This window comes from Alcanivorax sp. DG881, from assembly GCF_000155615.1.
Taxonomy (GTDB): domain Bacteria; phylum Pseudomonadota; class Gammaproteobacteria; order Pseudomonadales; family Alcanivoracaceae; genus Alcanivorax.
Genome location: NZ_DS989915.1, coordinates 3,175,702 through 3,190,929 on the forward strand (window position 1 = coordinate 3,175,702; position 15,228 = coordinate 3,190,929).

At 61.2% G+C, this 15,228-nt stretch carries 15 protein-coding genes and 1 tRNA gene; 5 read left to right on the top strand and 11 right to left on the bottom strand.

The features are described 5' to 3' along the window. Nucleotides 1-138: 138 nt before the first annotated feature. From ADG881_RS14395 to ADG881_RS14415, 5 genes are all read right to left on the bottom strand, one after another. Nucleotides 139-1,098: a ribose-phosphate diphosphokinase gene (locus tag ADG881_RS14395; protein ID WP_007149324.1), complete on the bottom strand. Its 960-nt coding sequence runs from the start codon at nt 1,096-1,098 to the stop codon at nt 139-141. 75 nt (nt 1,099-1,173) lie between these two features. Next, a tRNA-Gln gene (locus tag ADG881_RS14400) sits at nt 1,174-1,249 on the bottom strand. 20 nt (nt 1,250-1,269) lie between these two features. Then, complete coding sequence (gene ispE / locus ADG881_RS14405) at nt 1,270-2,196, bottom strand: 4-(cytidine 5'-diphospho)-2-C-methyl-D-erythritol kinase (RefSeq protein WP_007150983.1); 927 nt, start codon at nt 2,194-2,196, stop codon at nt 1,270-1,272. Continuing rightward, nucleotides 2,193-2,780 (bottom strand): lipoprotein insertase outer membrane protein LolB, encoded by a 588-nt coding sequence (lolB, locus tag ADG881_RS14410; protein WP_007150623.1) that lies wholly within the window; start codon nt 2,778-2,780, stop codon nt 2,193-2,195. The genes ispE and lolB overlap by 4 nt, the downstream gene beginning before the upstream one ends. Then, entirely contained in the window at nt 2,777-4,477 is a 1,701-nt protein-coding gene (locus ADG881_RS14415; protein WP_007149861.1) for a tetratricopeptide repeat protein, read from the bottom strand. Before ADG881_RS14415 ends, lolB begins: the two co-directional genes overlap by 4 nt. A gap of 221 nt (nt 4,478-4,698) precedes the next feature. On the opposite strand from ADG881_RS14415, the gene hemA reads away from it, so the two are divergent. The 4 genes from hemA to ADG881_RS14435 all read left to right on the top strand — a co-directional run bounded on the left by hemA (nt 4,699) and on the right by ADG881_RS14435 (nt 8,793). Next, entirely contained in the window at nt 4,699-5,973 is a 1,275-nt protein-coding gene (gene hemA, locus ADG881_RS14420) for a glutamyl-tRNA reductase (protein WP_007148964.1), read from the top strand. 48 nt (nt 5,974-6,021) lie between these two features. Beyond that, complete coding sequence (gene prfA / locus ADG881_RS14425) at nt 6,022-7,107, top strand: peptide chain release factor 1 (protein ID WP_007150265.1); 1,086 nt, start codon at nt 6,022-6,024, stop codon at nt 7,105-7,107. Nucleotides 7,108-7,112: 5 nt separating this feature from the next. After that, the gene (gene prmC, locus ADG881_RS14430) at nt 7,113-7,940 is read left to right on the top strand and encodes a peptide chain release factor N(5)-glutamine methyltransferase (RefSeq protein WP_007151095.1); all 828 of its coding nucleotides are present in this window, start codon (nt 7,113-7,115) and stop codon (nt 7,938-7,940) included. A gap of 97 nt (nt 7,941-8,037) precedes the next feature. After that, the gene (locus ADG881_RS14435; RefSeq protein ID WP_007148337.1) at nt 8,038-8,793 is read left to right on the top strand and encodes a molybdopterin-synthase adenylyltransferase MoeB; all 756 of its coding nucleotides are present in this window, start codon (nt 8,038-8,040) and stop codon (nt 8,791-8,793) included. On the opposite strand, the gene ADG881_RS17630 is transcribed toward ADG881_RS14435, so the two are convergent. The 6 genes from ADG881_RS17630 to gatC all read right to left on the bottom strand — a co-directional run bounded on the left by ADG881_RS17630 (nt 8,778) and on the right by gatC (nt 13,944). Beyond that, nucleotides 8,778-8,918 (bottom strand): hypothetical protein, encoded by a 141-nt coding sequence (locus ADG881_RS17630; protein WP_155133440.1) that lies wholly within the window; start codon nt 8,916-8,918, stop codon nt 8,778-8,780. The two genes, ADG881_RS14435 and ADG881_RS17630, sit on opposite strands and share 16 nt — an antisense overlap. Before the next feature lie 66 nt (nt 8,919-8,984). Continuing rightward, the gene (locus ADG881_RS14440) at nt 8,985-9,767 is read right to left on the bottom strand and encodes a cyclic nucleotide-binding domain-containing protein (RefSeq protein ID WP_007149823.1); all 783 of its coding nucleotides are present in this window, start codon (nt 9,765-9,767) and stop codon (nt 8,985-8,987) included. Nucleotides 9,768-9,899: 132 nt separating this feature from the next. Continuing rightward, on the bottom strand, nt 9,900-10,712 hold the full coding sequence (locus ADG881_RS14445; RefSeq protein WP_007150888.1) for a crotonase/enoyl-CoA hydratase family protein: 813 nt from the start codon (nt 10,710-10,712) through the stop codon (nt 9,900-9,902). After that, nucleotides 10,709-12,169 carry an Asp-tRNA(Asn)/Glu-tRNA(Gln) amidotransferase subunit GatB gene (gene gatB, locus ADG881_RS14450; RefSeq protein ID WP_007150868.1) on the bottom strand — a complete coding sequence of 487 codons (1,461 nt, stop codon included), beginning with the start codon at nt 12,167-12,169 and terminating at the stop codon, nt 10,709-10,711. Before gatB ends, ADG881_RS14445 begins: the two co-directional genes overlap by 4 nt. Further along, nucleotides 12,166-13,626 (bottom strand): Asp-tRNA(Asn)/Glu-tRNA(Gln) amidotransferase subunit GatA, encoded by a 1,461-nt coding sequence (gene gatA, locus ADG881_RS14455; RefSeq protein ID WP_007148893.1) that lies wholly within the window; start codon nt 13,624-13,626, stop codon nt 12,166-12,168. Before gatA ends, gatB begins: the two co-directional genes overlap by 4 nt. 30 nt (nt 13,627-13,656) lie before the next feature. After that, a complete protein-coding gene (gatC, locus tag ADG881_RS14460; RefSeq protein WP_007150089.1) occupies nt 13,657-13,944 on the bottom strand; it encodes an Asp-tRNA(Asn)/Glu-tRNA(Gln) amidotransferase subunit GatC in 288 nt (95 codons plus the stop codon). A gap of 242 nt (nt 13,945-14,186) precedes the next feature. On the opposite strand from gatC, the gene ADG881_RS14465 reads away from it, so the two are divergent. Next, complete coding sequence (locus ADG881_RS14465; protein WP_039927492.1) at nt 14,187-15,224, top strand: rod shape-determining protein; 1,038 nt, start codon at nt 14,187-14,189, stop codon at nt 15,222-15,224. Nucleotides 15,225-15,228: the final 4 nt, after the last annotated feature.

The following is a 15,228-nucleotide window of genomic DNA, read 5'->3' on the forward strand; positions in this document are numbered from 1 at the left end:
GAGGATTCCGCGGGGGCGCGATTATGCATGAAAAGCACGCCAGACGCCAGATGCCTGATGACGGACGCGCTAAAAAGCAAAAACCCGCTCGAAGAGCGGGTTTCAGCGTCAGGCGTCGAGCATCTGGCGTCAGGCGTTCTATACCAGCTCCAGCCGGTCGAACATGGCGCTCAGGGACTCTTCGTTGTTCACCCGGCGTACCGTCTCGGCCAGCATGGGGGCCAGGCTGAGGACGCGGATGTTGGCGCAGGCGCGGCCGGCTTCGGACAGGGGGATGGTGTCGGTGACAACCAGTTCGTCCAGGGCGCTGCTGGCAATATTGTCGATGGCCGGGCCGGACAGGATCGGGTGGGTGATGTAGGCAATCACCTTGGCGGCGCCGTGGTCTTTCAGGGCCTGGGCGGCTTTGCACAGGGTGCCGGCGGTATCGACCATGTCGTCCACCAGTACGCAGGTGCGGCCTTCCACTTCACCGATGATATGCATCACCTGGGACACATTGGCCTTGGGGCGGCGCTTGTCGATGATGGCCAGGTCGGCGTCATTGAGCTGCTTGGCCAGGGCGCGGGCACGGACTACACCGCCCACGTCCGGGGAGACCACCATCAGGTCGTCATGGTTCTGGCGTTCGATGTCCGCCACGATCAGCGGGGTGGCGTAGACGTTGTCTACCGGGATATCGAAGAAGCCCTGAATCTGGTCGGCGTGAAGATCCACGGTAACCACGCGATCAATACCAACGGCGGTGATCATGTCGGCGACCACTTTGGCGGTAATCGGCACACGGGCGGAGCGCACGCGGCGATCCTGGCGGGCATAACCAAAGTAGGGGACAACAGCGGTGATGCGGCCTGCGGAGGAGCGACGCAGGGCGTCGGCCATGACCAGCAGTTCCATCAGGTTGTTGTTGGTCGGGTTGCAGGTGGATTGCACGATAAAGACGTCTTTGCCGCGCACGTTTTCCTGGATTTCCACGGCAACTTCGCCATCGCTGAACGTGCCCACATCGGCATTGCCGATCGGCAGGTTCAGGTTGTTGACCATGGCTTTGGCCAATTCGGGATTTGCGTTACCGGTGAAAACGACGAGCTTGGACACTGGCGCCCCCTGGGGTCTTGCGTCGTGAATTTGGGAACCGCTAAGGGGAAGGGTAAGAGGTTCCTCAGAAGAAAATGGCTGGGGTACCAGGACTCGAACCTGGGAATAACGGGATCAAAACCCGCTGCCTTACCAACTTGGCTATACCCCAACACTCGGTCTCAGGCCCGCTTAAGCGGGTTTGCCTGAATTCTTTGTCTCTCGAAACTTCGCCAGTGTCTCTCCCAGAATCTGGTGGAGAGGAGAAGTATTACAGCTTCGAGCGACGAAACCTGTCCAGTGTTGTGGCAACTGTTGCAGCAATTGCTGCCCCTGTTGCAATCCGGTCAGGCGGGAAAAACAGCAAGCGCCTGTGCCGGTCATACGAGCATTGCCCGTATGTTGCTTGAGCCAGTCCAGCGTTTTTCCGATTTCCGGAAAGTGCCGGGTTGCCACCGCTTCACAGTCGTTGTGAAAGTCGCGGGTCAGCACCGCCTCAAGCGAGGCCGGTAATTTACTGATGGGTGTATCCCTTGTCAATTGCCGGTCGCCGAAAATTCGAGCAGTTGATACATGAATTCCGGGGTGAACGACCAAAAAAGCGTCATTTGGTAGTGTGACGGGGGAAATTTGTTCGCCGACACCTTCTGCCCAGGCGCTGTGCCCCAACACAAAGACGGGCACATCGGCGCCCAGCGCCAGACCGATATCGGCCAGCTCCGGCAGTGTCAGGCCCAGCTCCCAGAGTTGGTTCAGACCCAGCAGGGCGGTGGCGGCGTCGGAGGACCCGCCACCTACGCCGCCACCCAGTGGCAGGCGCTTGGTCAGGGTGATCGCCGCCCCCTTGTTGCTGCCGGTGTGCGCCTGCAGTGCTCTGGCGGCTTGCAGAATCAGGTTGCTGTCATCCGTGGGGAGGGCGTCCTGGTTGTTTTCCGTGTGGCATTGCAGCGACAGGGCGTCTGCCGGGGAGAATGCCAGGGTGTCGCCATGGTCGAGCAGGGCGAACACGGTCTGCAGTTGATGGTAGCCATCATCGCGGCGGCCAGTGATGTGCAGGAACAGGTTGAGCTTGGCCGGGGCCGGCAGTGTCAGTGCCGGGGCGGGTGTTGGTCGGGTCACGGGGCGCTGCTGCCGGGTTGCCAGTCCTTGATCAGCAGGGTGAAACGGTTGCTGTTCTGCTGGGCCTTGATGCGGTAGGGCAGGGCGACGCCGGCGATGGGCGCGTAGCGATCGAAGCTGAGCGACCAGCCCAGTTGCTCCAGTGAAATCAGGCGTTGCTGGTCATCGTATTCGGCATCCGCTGGTGCGCCGGGCCAGGGCAGGCCACGAGCCCAGTATTGCAGGGCAGACACGGGCAGCCAGAAGCCGGTGAGGTGCCAGGCCAGTTCGCCGGGGCTGCGGGCCTGGTAGGTTTCCTTGGTGGTGACCAGTTCCGCGCGGCCGCTATCCCAATGGAGGTCTGCGCTGCCAAAGCCCAGTGGTCCGGAAAAATGAATATCGCCCCGCTGGGGTTGTTGGCGCCAGTCAAAGGTGGCGCTGCCGCCGTCGTTGGCGGTGCGGTAGCCGAGCTTGCCGCTTATCTGCCATTGCTGGATCTGGCCGGGGTGTTCGAACTGGGCGGTCGTGGTGGGGCGTAGCTGGCAGGCGCTTAATGCCAGGGCTATCAGCGCCAGGCCAATAAGGCGGGTAAGGCTCAGGGTCACAGGCGGGCTCCGAGTTTTTCCATGACTTCGCGGATGTGGGGGGCGTCCGGGTCGCTTTCCAGGGTGTCGCGCCAGACCTGGCGGGCCTGGTTCTGGGCGCCCAGAACCCACAGGACTTCACCATAGTGAGCGGCGACTTCCGGGTCGGGGAATTTTTCATAGGCCCGGCGCAGATAGTCCCGGGCGGCTTCCGGCTCGCCGCGCTGGTACAGTACCCAGCCCATGGAATCGAGAATGGCCGGGTCGTCGGGGCGCAGCTCCAGTGCCCGGGAGACGTATTGATAGGCTTCGTCCAGACGATCGGTCCGGTTGCCCAGGGTATACCCCAAGGCATTGAGGGCGCTGGCATCGTCCGGGTTCAGGGTGATGATGCGCTTCAGGTCCTTTTCCAGCTGTGCCAGGTCGCCCACCTTTTCGGCGGTCATGGCACGGCTGTAGAGCAGCTCGGTATTGTCGGGCTGGTCACGCAGTGCGTCGTTGATCAGGGCGATGGCGCCTTGAGGGTCGCCGTTGCTGCTGCGCATTTCTGCTTCGGTGATGGTCAGGCTGTCCTGCAGTTCCGGTTGTTGCTGGGCCAGATCCTGCATCAGGGCGTGGGCCTGGCCGGCATTACCTTGCTGGTACAGCAGGCGGGCGGCTTGCACTCGCGCGCGGATGGCCTGGGGGCCACCGACTTTCAGGTAATGGTCGATGGCGCTGTCTGTGTCCATCTTCTGCTCGGCGGCCTGGGCCAGGTACAGATGAATATCGTCGGGGCGATAGTTCTGTGCGAGCAGGACGTTAAGCTGGGTCTGCGCGGCATCGCTGGCGCCAGCCTCCAGGGCAAGCAGGGCCAGCGAGAAGCGCAGGTCCAGATCCTGAGGGTTTTGCTCTGCCATGATGGTGAGTTGCTCGCCAGCCTCTTCCAGCTGGCCGGTGGCCAGCAGCATGCGAACGTAGGCGATGCGGGGGCGGCGCGCTTGCGGGTATTTGCGGACCAGCTTTTTCAGGTGGCGCAGGGCTTTTTGGGGCTCGCCGGTTTCGTAGAGCAGCTGCGCCTTGAGGAGCAGGGCATCTTCATGGCGGGGCATTAATTTGAGTGTGCGCTCGGTGGCGTCCAGGGCCGGTTCGGGCTGTTTTTCGTGTTCAAGCCACAGGGCGCGGGCGTACCAGAGAGGTGCCTGATCCGGATAGCTGTCGGTGAGCTGGGCCAGGGCCTCGACCAGTTGCAGGTTGCCTTGCTCGTCCAGGCCGCGTGCCTGGTTGACCAGACGACCCAGGGCGTCTTCGCCATGGGCGCTCAGTAACTGGTCCAGATGTCGGGTGGCCGCTGAAGTGTTGCCCAGACGAATCTCCGAGAGGATGGCCACTTGCAGGGCGTCCTCGCTGTCCGGCGTGGTGTCCAGCCAGAGTTCGCTCATGGCCAGGGCTTGCTGGGGATCTTCCAGATAGTGGGCCAGCCGGGCGGCCTGGCTGATGACGGCCGGGTCACGGGTGCTTTCCGCTGCCCGGCTGTAGTAGCCAAGGGTCACGCCCAGGGATTGGCGCTGGGCTGCCACTTCTGCCACGAGCAGGTCGGACAGGGTCTCGCTGTCATAATTCGGGGCGCTGGCCACCGGCACCGTGGGTTCCGGGGTGGGCTCAGGAGCTGGGGTCTGGCTGGCGCAGCCGTGGATCAGGAGTGCGCCGCAGAGCGGCAGAATCGCGTAACGGGTCATTAAGGTCGGTATGCCTGTTTTCTGTTTGGGCTATCATGGCACAGCGATTGGCCATTGCCCAAACCGTGAAGTGGTGTGCGCTACCATAACGGTTTGCTCTCCGGGCCGACATTGTTTTGGCAGGCGCTTTCGCGCAAAATGCCACACCCTTGCGCCCCGGCTTTTTCGGGGTTTTCGGGCTGGCCACGATCGCCCGCTGTCACTGTCGCGCACAGGAATGTATGAATCTAGTCGCTGTTGGCGTCAATCACACCACCGCGGATGTGGAGTTACGCGAACGTCTGGCGTTTTCAACGCAGCAGGCGGAAGCGGCGCTGGCCAGTTTGCGTGAGATGCCCGGTGTGCGGGAGGCTGCCTTGCTGTCTACCTGTAATCGCACCGAGCTGTATTGCCTCACCGACGACGTCTCCCCGAATTTTACCCAATGGCTGGCCTCGAGCCGTAACCTGTCCGCCGAGCGGTTGTCCACGGTGCTGTATCAGCACTCCGGGGAGCAGGCGCTGGAGCACATGATGCGGGTGGCGGGCGGCCTGGATTCGCTGGTGCTGGGCGAGCCCCAGATCCTGGGGCAGATGCGTGAAGCCTATGCCCGTGCCCACGAGGCAGGCCTGCTCAATGGCGAACTGTCGCGCCTGTTCCAGGAAGTCTTTTCGGTGGCCAAACGCATTCGCACGGAAACCGGCATCGGTGCTAACCCGGTATCGGTGGCCTATGCGGCGGTTTCATTTGCGCGCCACATTTTTGCGGACCTGAAAAAAAGCCGGGCGTTGTTGATTGGTGCCGGTGAAATGATCGAGCTGGTGGCCCGTCACCTGGGCGAGCAACAGGTGCAGGAAATTACCATTGCCAACCGCACCCAGGAACGGGCGAGCGAGCTGGCAGCGGCCGTGGGCGGCCGGGGCATCAGCTTGGAAGAATTGCCGGTGGCGCTGGAAAGTGCCGATATCCTGATTTCCTGTACTGCCGCCCCGTTGCCGATTCTGGGTAAGGGCATGGTAGAGCGGGCCCTGAAAAAACGTCGCCACCGGCCCATGTTCATGGTGGATATCGCCGTGCCTCGGGATATCGAACCGGAGGTGGGTGAGCTGGACGACGTTTACCTGTACACGGTGGATCACCTGCAGGAAGCCATTCAGGAAAATGTCCGTGCCCGTCAGCAGGCGGCCCAGGAAGCCTCGGAATTGATCCGTGATGCCATTGTGCGGCATCGCCGTCAGCGTCGTGAGCAGGATGCCGTCAAGGTGTTGCGCGACTACCGTGAGCAACGCACCAGCATGGCGGAGAGTGAACTGGAAAAAGCCCTTCAGCAGTTACGCAATGGTGGCGATGCGGAACAGGTGCTGCGCAAGTTTCAGCATTCGCTGGTGAACAAGTGGCTGCATACGCCCAGTGTGACCTTGCGAAAAATGGCGGCAGATGGTCGCGCCGAAGCCCTGTTGCTGGCCCGCGAGCTGCTGCTCGAAAATCCGGGTTCCTCGTCCGAAGAAAACGAATAGCTCACCCGAATACACCCCTGAATAAAGCGCTGTGCTTTAGAGGACTCTATGAAAGCGTCATTGCAAGGCAAGCTGGACAAGCTCGCAGACCGGTTCGAAGAACTGGCGGGGTTGCTGTCTGACCCGGATGTGATCGGCAATCAGAACCAGTTTCGTGATTTGTCCCGGGAGTACGCGGAAATCGATCCGGTGGTGAAATGCTATCAGGCGTATCTGCAGGCTGCGGATAACCTGGACGCGGCCAGGGCCATGCAGGACGACAGCGATCCGGATATGCGCGAAATGGGCGCGGAAGAAGCCCGTGATGCCCAGGCGCGCATGGAGGAGCTTGCCGAAGAATTGCAGAAACTGATGCTGCCGAAAGACCCCCGCGACGGTGCCAACGTATTCCTCGAAGTCCGCGCTGGCACCGGTGGCGACGAGGCGGCCATTTTTGCCGGCGATCTGTTCCGCATGTATTCCAAGTACGCCGATCAGCGTGGCTGGAAAGTGGAGATGGTCAGCGCCAGTGAGGGCGAGCACGGCGGGTACAAGGAGGTGATCGCACGGGTGATCGGTGATGGCGTCTATTCGCGCATGAAATTTGAATCTGGTGCCCACCGGGTGCAGCGGGTGCCGGCCACGGAATCCCAGGGGCGTATCCATACCTCCGCCTGTACGGTGGCGATCATGGCGGAAGCCGAGCAGTTGGGCGATATCACCATTCGCAACGAAGACCTGCGTATCGATACCTATCGCTCCTCCGGCGCCGGGGGGCAGCACGTTAACACCACCGATTCCGCGGTGCGTATTACGCACTTGCCCACCGGTGTGGTGGTGGAATGTCAGGACGAGCGCAGCCAGCACAAGAACAAGGCCCGCGCCATGAGCCTGCTCAGTGCCAAACTCTATGATGCCCAGCAGAACGCGGCCCACGCGGAGCAGGCGGCGGAGCGCAAGTCCCTGGTGGGCTCCGGTGACCGTTCCGAGCGCATCCGGACCTACAATTACCCGCAGGGCCGGGTGTCCGACCACCGCATCAACCTGACCCTGTATCGCCTGGGCGAGCTGATGGAGGGGGACATGGATGAATTGCTGGGTGCCTTGCTGGCGGAGTACCAGGCCGATCAGCTGGCCGCGCTGGGCGAGAGCTGATCACCATGCGCATTGACGCGGCCCTGCGCGATGCGCGTAGCCGGTTGAGCGACTCGCCGAGCGCCGCACTGGATGCGGAGTTGCTGCTTTGCCACGTGCTGGGCAAGCCGCGCAGCTATCTCTTTACCTGGCCCGAACGCGAACTGAGCACTGCGCAGCAGGCCGACTTTACGTCCTTGCTGGGCCACCGGGTGGCGGGCGAGCCGGTGGCGCATTTGATCGGCGAGCGGGAGTTTTTTGGCCACCTGTTTCGGGTGACCGCCGATACCCTGATTCCCCGCCCGGATACGGAAACCCTGGTGGAAAAAGCCCTGTCGCTGGATGTGCCCGCCGAGGCGCGGGTGGTGGATCTGGGCACGGGGACCGGAGCCATCGGCGTTTCCCTGGCGCTGGCGCGGCCGGATTGGCATGTCACCCTGGTGGATCTGAGTGAGGCCGCCTTGCAGGTGGCCGCTGACAACGCTCATCGGCTGGGGGCCGCGGTGACCTGTCTGCAGGGCAGCTGGCTGTCGCCCTGCCCGGGGCCGTTTGATTTGATCGTCAGCAACCCGCCCTATATCGAGGAAAGCGACCATCATCTGGATGAAGGGGATGTGCGTTTCGAGCCCCGCTCGGCACTGGTTGCGCCCAATAACGGGTTGGCGGATCTGGCTGCCATTACTCAGCAAGCCGCCGGCAAACTGGTTGCCGGCGGTTGGCTGTTGCTGGAGCATGGCTTTGAGCAGGGTGAGGCCGTGCGTACCCTGTTGACGCAGGCCGGCTTCGTGCAGGTGGGTACGGCGCAGGATCTGGGTGGCAACGACCGGGTCACCTTTGGGCAGCACCCGGTGTAGGCGAAAGCCTGCTTGCGATCTTCAGGCTTTTGCCGTCACTTTCATAGACCGGCTTTGCGTGTCAGCGTGAAGCGTGTTGCATGCAGCGAGTCTTTTCATGTTTAACGACGAGCAACTCAATCGCTACAGCCGCCAATTGATGGTGGATGAACTGGATCTGGACGGGCAGGAGGCGCTGGCAGCCGCCCGGGTATTGATCGTCGGTTGTGGTGGTCTGGCCAATCCGGCGGCGTTATATCTGGCGGGCGCCGGTGTCGGGCAGCTGGTGCTGGCGGATGACGACCGGGTGGAGCTGAGCAACCTGCACCGGCAGGTGGCGTTTCGCGGTGACCAGGTCCGCCAGCCCAAGGCTGAGGCGCTACGAGATCAGCTGCAACTATTGAACGCGGATGTGGACGTGCGCTCGGCGGTGGTGCGCGTGGATGATGCCTGGCTGGACGCCGCCGTCGCGGAGGCGACCCTGGTACTCGATTGCACCGATAACTTCGTCACTCGACAGGCCATCAACCGTGCCTGTGTGGCCCATGCCAAGCCTCTGGTCAGTGGCGCCGCTATTCGCATGGATGGCCAGTTGGCAGTGTTTGATTTGCGCGCCGCGGACAGCCCCTGCTACGCCTGTGTGTACGGGGACGGCACGGACGGTGATCTGGCCTGTAGCGAGGCGGGGATTCTCGGGCCGGTGGTCGGTGTGGTGGGAACCTTGCAGGCTCTGGCTGCCATACGAACGCTGTCCGGTGCGTCGGTGGCATCGGTGCTGCATTTGTTCGACGGCCGGACGTTGGGTTGGCGCCAGGTGGCGATTCCCCGCGATCCTCAATGCCCGGTTTGCACGGCGCGTCAGTTGCCGGGCTGATTGTCCGTGGCGGCCGGCGTGTCCTGCATGCCTTCGGCCATGATCGGCGGGTCTTCCGCCATGACGCCAATCAGAACCAGAACAATGACCACAATCAGAAACGCCCATCCGATGAGATGTTTCATGGTGAGCCGCCCTCCCTGGGGGTTGCTGAGGTTGCGCTTTCGGGCCTGGAGGCGAACGTCGCCGGATCAGGCCGACAATTCCACCACCTGACCATTCAATGATTTTACCTGCCGGGCCATGTCTGTCAGCAGGCTGTGGATCATGCCGGGGTTGGTCCGGATCAGGTTCTTGAACTGGTGCTTGGGAACCTTGACCACCGAGCAGCGTGATTTTGCCCGCACCGTGGCGCTGCGTGGTGAATGCGTGAGCAGGGCGATGGCGCCGAGCACTTCTCCTTCGCTGACATGACCGACGACCACATTATCCACCAGCACATCCGCTTCACCTTCGAACAGGCTGAAGACATAGTCGGCGGGTTCGCCCTGGTGAATGATGATATTGCCGGGCTCAAAATAGGCGAAACCCGGTGTGGTGTGGTGCTCTTCGGGAACATGGGCGGCGAGAAGCCGTGTCAGCATGCCTTGCTGGGTGGTAAGAATCCGGGTCCACAGCCGTGCCATCTGTTCGTCGGCGAGAACCGCATCCACCAGTTCGACGGTGGGGTAGGCGGCCAGCAGCACGGAGCTTTCTGCGTAATAGGTAATTTCATCGTTGCCGGCGTCGGGGAGAATCAGGTCGCCCTCGTCCCAGGTGAACAGCTTGCGGTCCTGACAGCGCATACCCAGCATGCCGCCTTTCACCACATAGGTGGTGTCGCGACACATGCCGTATTTCAAGGCATCGTCCGTGGGCGCCAGGGGCAGGGTTTGTGGCTGCAGCGGTAGCTGACCGATCAGTTCGTTGACGAGACGTTTGTACAGGCGGGTCAGGGCGGAAAAGCCGCCGCTGGCTTCGGCTACAGAAATCATACGCTGCCTCAATAATGGTCGGTTTCTGCATTGAGTATGCCGCAAGATCCCGAGAGGAAACAGGACTCGCTTGGCAGATCGATGAGGAGGGAAAGACACCGGGGCAAGGCGCCCCGGTGTGTGCGAATCGGTTCAGTAATCCCGTTCGCGAGGGCCGAATGTTGGCGCTTCTTTTTTCATGTTGGCCTGCATGGCGCGGCGCTGGTTTTTGCTGCGCAGCATTTTGAATTGCAGTTTGCTTTCCACGTCGAAAGCCTGGGCTTCCGGCACGTTCCAGCTTTGCTGAAACAGGGCCTTGCTGGCGCTGATGGCATCCGGTGAGCGGGTCTTGATCGCCTGTGCCAGTTTTTCAGCTTCTTCCAGGGGATCGGCTGCCACGCGGGTGACCAGGTTCATGGTTTTGGCTTCGTCACCGGTGAACAAACGCCCGGTCATGGTCAATTCCTTGGCCACGTCCATGGGCACCAGTTCACGCAGGGTCACGGTGCCTGTCATGTCGGGAATCATGCCCCACTTGATTTCCATGATGGACATTTCGCAGTCCGGGGTGGTGATGCGAAAATCCGCTGCCAGCGCAATCTGCATGCCGCCACCGTAGCAGTAGCCGTGCAGCACGGCGATCACCGGGATGGGCAGTTCGCGCCAGCACCAACACACTTCCTGAAAAAGATTGGTTTTCTTGATGCCGTATTTGGTGAAACTGCGCAGCAGTTTTACCGGCTGTTTCATGACGGTGCCGAAATCCAGCCCGGCACAGAATGCCTTGCCGTCGCCCTGAAGAATCACGGCGCGTAATTCACGGTCCTTGCGAATCAGGCGGGCGGTTTCCACCAGCCCTTCCATCATCGGGAAATCCAGGCCGTTATATTTATCGGCCCGGCTCAGGGTGACGTAGGCAATGCCGTCTTTCTTTTCCAGTTTTACCCGGTCATGGATCAGGCTCATTGCAGTTTCTCCTGCAACAGTTTGTTCAGTTGTTGTGGGTTGGCTTTGCCCTGTGTGGCCTTCATGGCCTGGCCCACAAAGAAGCCGATTTTTTTCTTTTTCTTGGCGTCGTCAGAGTTGCGGTAATCGTCCACCTGGCTGGCGTTGTTGGCGATGATGTCATCGACAATTTTTTCCAGTTCGCCGGTGTCGCTCATCTGTTTGAGGCCCTTGGCTTCAATGATGTCGTCCGGGTTGCCTTCGCCTGCCCAGCAGGCCTCGAACACCTGCTTGGCAATTTTCGAACTGATGGTGCCGTCTTTCAGTCGAGCAATCAGCTGGCCCAGCTGTTCGGCGCTAACCGGGCTGTCGGCAATATCTTTTTCTTCGGCGTTCAGTTTGGCGGCCAGTTCACCCATGACCCAGTTGGCGGCCAGCTTGGCGTCACCGCCGGCTTTGGCTGCTGCTTCGAAGAACGCGGCAGTGGCGATGGAGCCGGACAGCAGGTCTGCATCGTACTCTGACAGCTGATAGTCGTTGATGAAGCGTGCCTTGCGAGAATCCGGCAGCTCTGGCATGGCAGCTTTCAGCTCTTCGATGTCGGCATCGGTAATTGCGACGGGCAACAGGTCCGGGCAGGGGAAGTAACGGTAGTCGTTGGCGTCTTCCTTGCTGCGCATGGAGCGGGCGGTGTGCGTGTCGCCATTGTACAGGCGGGTTTCCTGAACGATTTCACCGCCATCTTCCAGAACGTCAATCTGCCGTTCTACTTCAAGGGCGATGGCCTTTTCCATGAAGCGGAAAGAGTTAAGGTTTTTGGTTTCGGTGCGGGTGCCCAGTGGCTCTCCGGGTTTGCGAACGGAAATGTTCACATCGAAGCGCATGTTGCCCTGGGACATGTCGCCATCGCAGATGCCGATGGAGGTGACGATGGCGTGCAACTTGCGGGCAAAGGCCACGGCTTCTTCGGCGTTGGCCATGTCTGGCTCACTGACGATTTCAATCAGCGGGGTGCCGGCGCGGTTCAGGTCGATGCCGGTCATGCCATGAAAGTCTTCGTGTAAAGACTTGCCGGCATCTTCTTCCAGATGGGCATGATGGATGCGAACGATTTTTTTCTCGCCCTCTCCACCTTTGTTGCCCTTCGGGGCCAGCTGGATTTCGACTTCGCCAGCGCCGACAACCGGCTCGGCCAGTTGCGTGGTCTGGTAGCCCTTGGGCAGGTCCGGATAAAAATAATTTTTTCGTTCAAAAACACTGTGGCGGCAAATGTCGGCATTGATGGCCAGGCCGAACAGGGCGGCCTTGCGTACCGCTTCCCGGTTTACCACTGGCAGGGTGCCAGGCAGGCCCAGATCAACCAGTGAGGCCTGGGTGTTCGGTTCTGCACCGGTGGACAGCTTGCTGCCGGAGAACAGTTTGCTGACGGTGTTGAGCTGGACGTGCACTTCCAGACCGATAACCACTTCCCAACTCATTGTGCACCTCCAAACGCTGGCGCTTGCTTGTGCCAGTCAGTGGCCTGCTGATATTTGTGGGCCACGTTGAGAATCTGCCCTTCACGGAAATAATTGCCGATGATCTGGGTGCCGGTGGGCAGGCCGTTGATAAAGCCGGTGGGCATGGACAGCGCTGGCAAACCGGCAAGGTTAACGCCAATGGTGAAAACGTCAGCCATGTACATGCTGACCGGATCGTCCTTTTTGGCGCCGAGTTTGAAGGCGGTTTCCGGCGCCGTAGGGCCCATCAGTACGTCCACTTTTTCAAAGGCGCGGGCGAAGTCGTCGCGGATCAGGCGACGGACTTGCTGGGCGCGGCGGTAGTAGGCGTCGTAGTAACCGGCGGACAAGGCGTAGGCGCCGACCAGGATGCGGCGCTTTACTTCATCGCCAAATCCTTCGGAACGGGAGCGTTTGTACAGGTCTTCCAGGTCTTGTGGGTCGTCACAGCGATGGCCGAAACGCACGCCATCAAAGCGGCTCAGGTTGGCGCTGGCTTCCGCCGGGGCAATCACATAGTAGGCCGGCACCGACAGCTTGATGCTGGGCAGGGATACGGACACTACCTTGGCGCCGAGTTTTTCCAGTTCGCGAATGGCGTCACGGCTGTTATCGGCGATGGCGCCATCCAGGGTGTCCGGGAAAAATTCTTCCGGGATGCCGATGGTCAGGCCGCTGATGTCATCTTTCAGGGCGGCCAGGTAATCGCCCACCTTTTCGTTGAGGCTGGTGGAGTCGCGATGATCGTGCCCCGCCATGGCTTGCAGCATGAGAGCGCAGTCTTCGGCGCTCTGGGCCATGGGGCCGGCCTGATCCAGGCTGGATGCAAAGGCAATCATGCCCCAGCGGGACACCCGCCCGTAGGTGGGCTTGAGGCCGGTAATGTTGTTCAGGGCAGCGGGCTGGCGGATAGAGCCGCCGGTGTCGGTGCCGGTGGCGCCAGGGGCCAGGCGGGCGCCCAGGCAGGCAGCGGCGCCGCCGGAGGAGCCGCCGGGAACTCGCTCCAGATCCCACGGGTTCTTCACCGGGCCGTAGTAGCTGGTTTCATTGGAGGAGCCCATGGCGAACTCGTCCATGTTGGTCTTGCCCAGCATGACAGCGCCTTCGGCGGCCATTTTTTCCACCACGGTGGCGGTGTAGGGGGCAATAAAGTTGTCCAGCATTTTTGAGCCGCAGCTGGTGCGTACGCCCTCGGTGCAGAAAATGTCCTTGTGGGCGATGGGCAGGCCGGTGAGCAAGCCGGCCTTGCCAGCGGCAATGGCTGCGTCGGCGGCATCGGCCTGGGCCAGCGCTTGGACGTCGGTGACGGTAACAAAGCTGTTGAGGTCGCCGTCGTATTGCTGGATGCGGGCCAGAAAGTGCTCGGTCAACTCCCGGGAGGAAAAGTCCCGGTTGGCCAGGCCAGCCTTGAGTTCGGTCAGGGTCTTGGTATGCATGGTCAGTCAGTCGCCTTTATGCGGTCGTCGTTATTCGATGACCCGGGGAACCAGGAAGCAGCCATCTTCGGCTGCCGGGGCTATTTCCAGTGCCTTGTCGCGGATATTGGGCTCGGTGACCACGTCCTCGCGCAGGGGCTGGGTGACGTCCAGCGGGTGGGCTAGGGGGGCCACGCCGTCCACGTCGGCCTGTTGCAGCTGGTCCACCATTGCGAGGATGTCATTCAGGCGGTTGGACAGGGCGTCGCTGTCCTGGGGGTCCACTTTCAGGCGCGCCAGATGGGCTACCTGGGCAACCACCTTGGAATCAATGGCCATGGTTCTCTCCGGGGTTCTTTCCGTAGGCACCCTGCGCCGAAGGCTGGCGGAGGGGAGGTAAGGGACTTGAAAGGCGCAAAAAGTACCATAGACCGCCCGTCCGGGGCCACTGTCCGCAGAGCACGCCAGCTTGCCCAATGCCCCTGCCGTTGCTAGAGTTGCGCCATCTTATGAGATGCCCGGCTTTTTCCCGCCAGGCATCGTTTTTTCGCGAAAAGTTCAGGAAACTGGCTAGGATGTCCATGATCAAGCGTATTCGGGGGATGTTCTCCACCGATTTGTCCATCGATTTGGGGACCGCAAACACCCTTATTTACGTACGCGGCCGCGGCATCGTGCTGGATGAGCCCTCCGTGGTTGCCATTCGTCACCATGGCGCCCAGAAAAGTGTGGCGGCCGTTGGCGCGGATGCCAAGCGCATGTTGGGCCGTACCCCCGGCAACATTACCGCTATCCGGCCCATGAAAGACGGCGTGATCGCCGATTTCGATGTGACCGAGAAGATGCTGCAGTACTTCATCAAGAAAGTGCACGACACCGGGTTTTTCCCGCCTGCACCCCGGGTGCTGGTGTGTGTGCCGTGCAAGTCCACCCAGGTGGAGCGCCGCGCCATTCAGGATTCCGCCTATGGGGCCGGAGCCCGTGATGTGTATCTGATTGAAGAGCCGATGGCCGCTGCCATCGGTGCCGGCCTGCCGGTGGAAGAAGCCCGCGGTTCCATGGTGGTGGATATCGGTGGTGGTACCACGGAAATCGCCCTGATTTCCCTGAATGGTGTGGTGTATTCCGAATCCGTACGTATTGGTGGCGACCGCTTCGACGAAGCGATCGTGGCGTTCGTGCGCAAGGAATATGGCTCGCTGATCGGTGAATCCACCGCTGAACGTATCAAGCACGAAATCGGTACTGCCTACCCGGGTGCTGAAATCCGTGAAATTGATGTGCGTGGCCGGAATCTGGCCGAAGGGGTGCCGCGCAGCTTTACCCTGAACTCCGAAGAAATTCTGGAAGCGCTGAAAGAACCGCTGGCGGCCATCGTCAATGCGGTGAAAAATGCTTTGGAAGCCTCCCCGCCGGAACTGGCCTCGGATATTGCCGAGCGCGGCCTGGTGATCACGGGTGGTGGCGCCCTGTTGCGCGATATCGACCGTTTGCTGTCGGAAGAAACCGGCCTGCCGGTGATTGTTGCCGATGATCCTTTGACCTGTGTGGCCCGAGGTGGCGGCAAGGCGCTGGAGCTGATGGACAGCCAGGGCTTTGACATGCTGGCCATGGGTTAACTCC

Bases quoted from the DNA above. Each gene is read 5' to 3' on its own strand.
- ADG881_RS14465 (WP_039927492.1), top strand. From the start codon at position 14,187: ATGATCAAGCGTATTCGGGGGATGTTCTCCACCGATTTGTCCATCGAT.
- gatB (WP_007150868.1), bottom strand. From the start codon at position 12,169: ATGAGTTGGGAAGTGGTTATCGGTCTGGAAGTGCACGTCCAGCTCAAC.
- prfA (WP_007150265.1), top strand. From the start codon at position 6,022: ATGAAAGCGTCATTGCAAGGCAAGCTGGACAAGCTCGCAGACCGGTTC.
- hemA (WP_007148964.1), top strand. From the start codon at position 4,699: ATGAATCTAGTCGCTGTTGGCGTCAATCACACCACCGCGGATGTGGAG.
- gatA (WP_007148893.1), bottom strand. From the start codon at position 13,626: ATGCATACCAAGACCCTGACCGAACTCAAGGCTGGCCTGGCCAACCGG.
- ADG881_RS14415 (WP_007149861.1), bottom strand. From the start codon at position 4,477: ATGACCCGTTACGCGATTCTGCCGCTCTGCGGCGCACTCCTGATCCAC.
- ADG881_RS14440 (WP_007149823.1), bottom strand. From the start codon at position 9,767: ATGATTTCTGTAGCCGAAGCCAGCGGCGGCTTTTCCGCCCTGACCCGC.
- ADG881_RS14435 (WP_007148337.1), top strand. From the start codon at position 8,038: ATGTTTAACGACGAGCAACTCAATCGCTACAGCCGCCAATTGATGGTG.
- gatC (WP_007150089.1), bottom strand. From the start codon at position 13,944: ATGGCCATTGATTCCAAGGTGGTTGCCCAGGTAGCCCATCTGGCGCGC.
- ADG881_RS14445 (WP_007150888.1), bottom strand. From the start codon at position 10,712: ATGAGCCTGATCCATGACCGGGTAAAACTGGAAAAGAAAGACGGCATT.
- ADG881_RS17630 (WP_155133440.1), bottom strand. From the start codon at position 8,918: ATGAAACATCTCATCGGATGGGCGTTTCTGATTGTGGTCATTGTTCTG.
- prmC (WP_007151095.1), top strand. From the start codon at position 7,113: ATGCGCATTGACGCGGCCCTGCGCGATGCGCGTAGCCGGTTGAGCGAC.